Raw genomic sequence first — 367 nt, forward strand, 5'->3', positions numbered from 1 at the left:
GTCGAAACCTTGCCCCCCGGCATGCCGATCGGCGGGGAGGACTGCTGGTGTTGCGCGCCTGGTTCGTCATGACGGATGGGCGCGTCTGAAAGCGCCCGTTCGAACGAGGAACGACCGCCTATGAACCGCGCCCGCATCAGCACGCCGGGCGGCCACGGCGCGGACTGGGCGGACCAGGCCACGACCCGCTGGGTCGACACGCCGGAAGGCGCCCGCGCGGCCGTCGAGGCGATCGCGGCCTACAAGCCCGACGCCATCAAGGCCTTCACCGACGGCTGGCGCTACGGCTCGGCGCCCGACAACACCAGCATGGACGCCTGGACCCTGAAGGCGCTGACGGAGACGGCGCACAAGCATGGCCTGAAGG

The 367-nt window shown here is 70.8% G+C and carries 1 pseudogene; it reads left to right on the forward strand.

Annotated elements, in window-relative coordinates:
* Nucleotides 1-120: 120 nt before the first annotated feature.
* A pseudogene (locus tag AC1DIQ_RS19030) lies at nt 121-367 on the forward strand (amidohydrolase); the annotation flags it as partial.

The organism is Stenotrophomonas sp. 05L413 (assembly GCF_056397945.1).